The sequence below is a fragment of the bacterium genome (genome assembly GCA_024226335.1).
Lineage (GTDB): Bacteria > Myxococcota_A > UBA9160 > SZUA-336 > SZUA-336 > JAAELY01.
The window spans coordinates 1-5253 of record JAAELY010000041.1; the positions used below are offsets into that span (position 1 = coordinate 1).

The following is a 5253-nucleotide window of genomic DNA, read 5'->3' on the forward strand; positions in this document are numbered from 1 at the left end:
ATGAACTCCGTCGGTTCAAGGGCCATGGTCTGCCAAGCGCCGCCCTGAGCGTAGTCCTTGTAGCGAAAGACGATCTGGTCGTCGTCGATTGCGAGCAGGCGATCGTTGGAGATGGCGACGCGGTGTGTGTAGCGGGCCAGATACTGGAGCACCTTCTCCGGACCGGCGAACGGCTCCTTGGCATAGACCACCCAGTGGTGGCGGTAGAGTTGCTCGATGAGGTCCTCGAAGAGGACCGGGTGGCGCAGTTGCTCGAGCGGTCCGTTGAGCTCCAGCTTCCTCTGGCGCCACGACTGCTCGAGGAAGTCGACGAACTTGCCGCGGAAGACTTCGGAGAGGACCTTGACGGGCAGCAGGAATCGAGCGGCGCTATCAATCCATCGATCTCCGTCTGGCGACAGACCGCCGGCGGGAACCACGTAGTGGATATGAGGATGGAACACGAGGGTCGAGCCCCAACTATGCAGAATGCCGAGGAAACCGATCCGTGCTCCAAGATGCTGAGAATCCGCGGCGATCTGCGCCAGCGTTTCGCTCGATGCCTTGAACAGCAAGCCGTAGAGCAACCGGAGGTTGCCGCGAAACAGCGCGTGCAGCGTGTCGGGCACGGTGAAGACTACGTGGAAGTAGCCCACCGGCAAGACGTCACGTGCACGCGCCTCGAGCCATCGCTCCTTGTCGATGCATTGACACTTCGGGCAGTGCCGATTACCGCAGGTAATGGAGAGCTCTCCATTACCTGCGTTATGGGGAGCGTTTGGTAATGGAGAGCTGTCCGCCGAAAAGTCTCTGTCGGCCGCGTTTCTAGCTGTTTTTCGCTCCACATAAGGAGTCGGTCCTGAGGAGGGCGAGAAGCTTATCCGTTGGCTCGAAACGACCCCGTCGAAGCTTCTGCGGTGTGATGGCCTCGACAGCCTCGAGTTTCTCCGAGGGGTCTGCCCGGACGTAGACCTCGGTTGTTCCCATGTCGCTGTGGCCAAGCCAAAGCGAGACTTTTCTCAGGTCGTTGGTTGCTCGTAGTATCGTCATCGCACAGGTGTGACGAAGCACGTGGGGGGAAACACGCTTCTTTCCCAAGGAGGGGCACAGCTTGCTTGCGGTTGTGGCGTGCTTTTTAAGAATGTACGCGACGCCCCAGCGACTCAGCTCCCCTCCGCGGGAGTTTACGAAGATCTCTGGCGTCGGCGGGTTGCCCCGGATAACCAGCCAGGCTCGTAACGCTTGGGTGGTTTCCTTCCAGAGCGGTAGCGCGCGTTCTCTCCGGCCCTTGCCGCGCACGCGTATGCTTGGGGGTTGCAGGCTCAGGTCATCCATCTGCAATCCGATGATCTCGGACACGCGGAGTCCGGCCGAGACTGCGAGATGGAGCAAGGCGCGATCACGCAGTCCACTTCGAGTCCTCGGATCCGGTGCGTCGAGAACCGCCTGTGTTTCGTCGAAGACGAGATAAGGGACGAGGCGAGATTCCGTCGTCTTGAACGGGATCGCGAGGATTCGACGGACCTGATCGAGAGCCTCGGGTCGACGGTATTCGAGGAAGCGGCAGAACGATTTGATCGCTCCAAGTCGGACGTTTCGCGTGGCTCTGGTGTTGTTTCGAGTCGCCTCAAGGTACTCCAAGAAGCGGGCGACCAGCAGGGCGTCGATGTCCTCTAGTGAAAGATCTGACGGAGCTCTTCCGAACTCCTGGCTGGCGAAGGTGAATAGCAGTTGGAAGCTGAGAGCGTAGCTGTCTCGCGTGTGTTCGCTTGCTCCCCGCTGCCCGACAAGGTGATCCCGCAGAAACGCAGTGATGTAGGGCGCGATCGGCGTCATGCTCTTTCCTTCATGTGAAATGCCTCGCATGCCACCGAGATGTCCTGCATGAGGTGAGGAGTCACCTCCAGGTACCAATATGTACACTTGATGGAGGCGTGGCCCATATAGGTGGACAGCGCGAGCATGTGTTGGCCGACGTTGTCACGTCCCTCCGGGCAGGCTTCCAGTGCCCGAACCGCGAAGCTGTGGCGAAGATCCTGGATGCGAGGACGACGATCTCCAGCACGGAGCAGATCGCTCGATTTCAGGAGGCGCAGAAAGGTTGAGTAGACGGTTTGCCGAGCGAGAGGTCGTCCACTGTTGCTGACGAAAACATGATCATCAGTTGTCAGTAGCCGCCTCCGCTGAACGATGTAGCCATCCAATCCAGCGGCAGCCGTCTCGTGGAGGGGAACAAGGCGGGTCTTCTGGAACTTGGCCTTGCGAATGATCAGTCCATCCTTTGTCACATCTTCGAGCCGCAGCCCGCGACCTTCGGAGAGTCGCAGGCCTGTTACGGCGAGTAGGGCGAAGAATGTCCTGTACGTATGTGGGCGGAGTGAAGTCGTTGGGCGAAGACGGGCTGCCGCCCCGATCAATCGCTCGATATCCTCTTTGGAGTAGATGAAGGGCAGGCGGCGTTTCTTCCGGTAGCCGAAGAACCCACTCGGAGGCACCTCGTGACCTGCGTCCTCAAGATGGGCGTGACGGGCTAATCGCACCACGGTTCTCAGGCGCGCGTCGCGCTGCGCAGGCGATGGCCCCAGCCCTGCCCACTCAATGGCGGTTGCTGTGCGCACGTGCGTTTCGTCGCTCTTCTCGGCGAAACGTGCGAAGCTGCGCAGCAGGTACTCCTGTCCGGAGAGATCGAATCCTGCGGCTCGACGAACGGCAAGGTAAGAGTCGACAGCGGTCATCATCTCAGCATCTCCGGCCAGGGTTGGGCGACGCTCTCGAGAAGGTCCCGGTCCACTTTTGCGTAGTAGTACGCGGTTGTCTCAATGGACCGGTGTCGAAGAAGGGAACCGATCTCATAGAGGGATACGCCTTGCCGTAGCATTTCTCTCGCTGCTGTATGCCGTAGGACGTGAGCGCCTGTGACTGGAGCTGTCACATCAGCTCGTCGCATGGCGCTTTTGACGACCGACGACACAGCGTCACCTCGGCGGAACGGCCGAATGGGAGCAATCACGCGAAGGAAAACCCGGTCTGTGTTGGCTGCTGGCCTGCACTCGAGGTAGGTCAACAGAGCATCTCCCACCTCTTGCGGGAGTGGGAGTCGGACCTCCCGTCTCGACTTCCCAGAGACGACGAGACTAGAGTCCTTCCAATCGATGTCGGTGAGACTCAGTTCAGCAACGTCTCCGGCCCGTAGGCCGAGCCGAACCAGAAGGAGGATAATTGCCCGATCACGAATTCTCGCCACCGACCCGCCATTGCATGCAGCGAGGAGCTGAGCGACTTCAGAGGCAGAAAGACCCTGGGGCAGGCTGGCCAGTCGCCACCTGGCCAACGCCGGCACAGCCTGATCGAGCCCCGTACGACACAGTCCTTGGACGATGAGAAACCGCAGGAACGCTCGTAGCGAGGCGGCGAGAGCCTGCGCTGACCGCTGGCTAGACGTACGATGACGCATGACGAAGAACTCGCGAATTCCCTGCGCGTCGTAACGGCTCGGGTCGTCTCCAAGGCACCTCAGGAAGTCTGCGGCTCGGCGGCAATGTTGCCGACGAGTATGCGCCGAAACACCGCGGTGTTGCTGTAGCCACTGACCAAACGAGTCGATCAGAGGCGGATTTGCCTCTGCCTGTTTCGCTATGAGATCGGCGACGACTCCTGCCTCCCGAAGATGATCCACAAGCAGCCTTGCGCCGCAAAACGCATGGGGATTCACCTTCTCGCTGAAGGGCCGCGGACACCTGCAACGAAGTAGGTGCTGACGGTAGGTATCAAGAGTCCCTTCGGAGACGGCCTCCAGCGCGATGGCGCGGAGCTCAACGAACCGGCCCAGATGCGCAGCCGAGCGGAGGTACTTGACAGCCGTCCAGTGCGAATACCCTCTTCTCTTGAGCTCCTCGGCAAATCTGTCGAGATACGGACCGAAGGTGCCACTCCGCAGGCGCCTGAGGGTCTTGGGAGCTACGAAGTAAGAATCCAGCATCGCGTCCTCTACGATCATTGGACGCTGCAGGAGCAGGATTGGTTAATGGGGAGCATCAATCAGCCGTCGGCCTGGCCTGCGCGGGCAACCAGCCCTCTGCTCTCCATTACCAAACGCTCCCCATAACGCAGGAGTTATAGATCGGGATCCCGGACCCACACTGGTCACAGACGTAGAGGTGGCCGCCCAGCGCTTCGGTACGACACAGCTCAATGGCGCGCATGACGCGCCGCTGCTGATACGTTAACGCGTAGATCTCCCGATAGTCATCGCCGTAGCGACGGAAGATCTCGGCCACCTCGAGGGAGGTGGCACCCATCGACGCCGTCCTCAGCGCTGTCGTGTCGGCGGCAAGGGCGGTAACTGATCCAACGGGCTGCGAACCGCCTTGGCGCACTCGGGCGCGAGCTTGAGGTAAATCAGCGTCGACTGAATCGAGGAATGGCCGAGAAGCTCCTGGATATACTTGAGATTGACACCGGCCTCGAGTAGATGGACAGCGAAACTGTGGCGAAGCGAATGCGGCGTCGCGGGCTTATCGACTCCGGCCGCGTCTCTGGCACGCTTGAAAACCCGTTGAACCGTTTTGGGGCCGATCGGTTGGCTACGATCCTGGCCAGGGAACAACCAGACTCCCGGACGATAGGCGTACCAGTACTCGCGAAGATCTTCCACTAGCCTGGGGGAGAGCATGACGTAACGATCCTTCTCGCCCTTGCCGTGGACCAGGATGCGCATCGCTTCGCTGTCGATATCCCGGCACTTTATGTGAGTTAGCTCGCTGATCCTCAGCCCCGCAGAGTACGCAGTCATAATCATCATTCGATGTTTCATATTGGCAACTTCGGCAAGGATCCTGAAGATTTCATCGAGGGAGAGGGCGACCGGAAGCTTTCGGCGTTGTTTATGGCATCGAAAAAGACCCGTGTCCCAGGGCTTGTGAATGACCTGGGTAAACAGAAACCGGATGGCAAACAGGGTCTGATTGATCGTGGAGCCCGAGAGCCTCTTCACGTCCTTCAGATGAACGAGGTATTGATGGGCGAGCTCCTGCTTGATCTGATCGACAGGATAGGGAGAGAAGTGCAAGAATCCTCTGGCGCGGCAGAGGTACGCCTGCACCGTTTTCGGGCTGTAGCCGCGGATCCTGAGCATCTCTCCCATTCGCTTGAGTACATCGGCGATTCGCGTGAGAACCTTTCGCATGGCGATCTCCTTCCAGTAACTCATCAGTTGCATTGGGAAACCGCTTCTCTGACCCTAAGTCACAGCCTGTCAACGGCTTACAGAGGATC

At 59.5% G+C, this 5253-nt stretch carries 6 protein-coding genes; all 6 read right to left on the reverse strand.

What is annotated here, in order from left to right; genetic code table 11:
• Positions 1 to 824, reverse strand: an 824-nt coding sequence (locus GY725_01795) for a transposase (protein ID MCP4002906.1), incomplete at its 3' end; no start/stop codon positions are given.
• Positions 805 to 1815, reverse strand: coding sequence for a tyrosine-type recombinase/integrase (locus GY725_01800; GenBank protein MCP4002907.1), 1011 nt, complete (start codon positions 1813 to 1815; stop codon positions 805 to 807). The genes GY725_01795 and GY725_01800, both read right to left, overlap by 20 nt.
• Positions 1812 to 2717: a tyrosine-type recombinase/integrase gene (locus GY725_01805; protein MCP4002908.1), complete on the reverse strand. Its 906-nt coding sequence runs from the start codon at positions 2715 to 2717 to the stop codon at positions 1812 to 1814. The genes GY725_01800 and GY725_01805 overlap by 4 nt, the downstream gene beginning before the upstream one ends.
• A complete protein-coding gene (locus tag GY725_01810) occupies positions 2714 to 3958 on the reverse strand; it encodes a tyrosine-type recombinase/integrase (protein ID MCP4002909.1) in 1245 nt (414 codons plus the stop codon). Before GY725_01810 ends, GY725_01805 begins: the two co-directional genes overlap by 4 nt.
• A gap of 106 nt (positions 3959 to 4064) precedes the next feature.
• Positions 4065 to 4277, reverse strand: a complete 213-nt coding sequence (locus GY725_01815) for a hypothetical protein (protein ID MCP4002910.1) — start codon at positions 4275 to 4277, stop codon at positions 4065 to 4067.
• Positions 4278 to 4288: 11 nt separating this feature from the next.
• On the reverse strand, positions 4289 to 5164 hold the full coding sequence (locus GY725_01820) for a tyrosine-type recombinase/integrase (GenBank protein MCP4002911.1): 876 nt from the start codon (positions 5162 to 5164) through the stop codon (positions 4289 to 4291).
• Between the last annotated feature and the right edge of the window lie 89 nt (positions 5165 to 5253).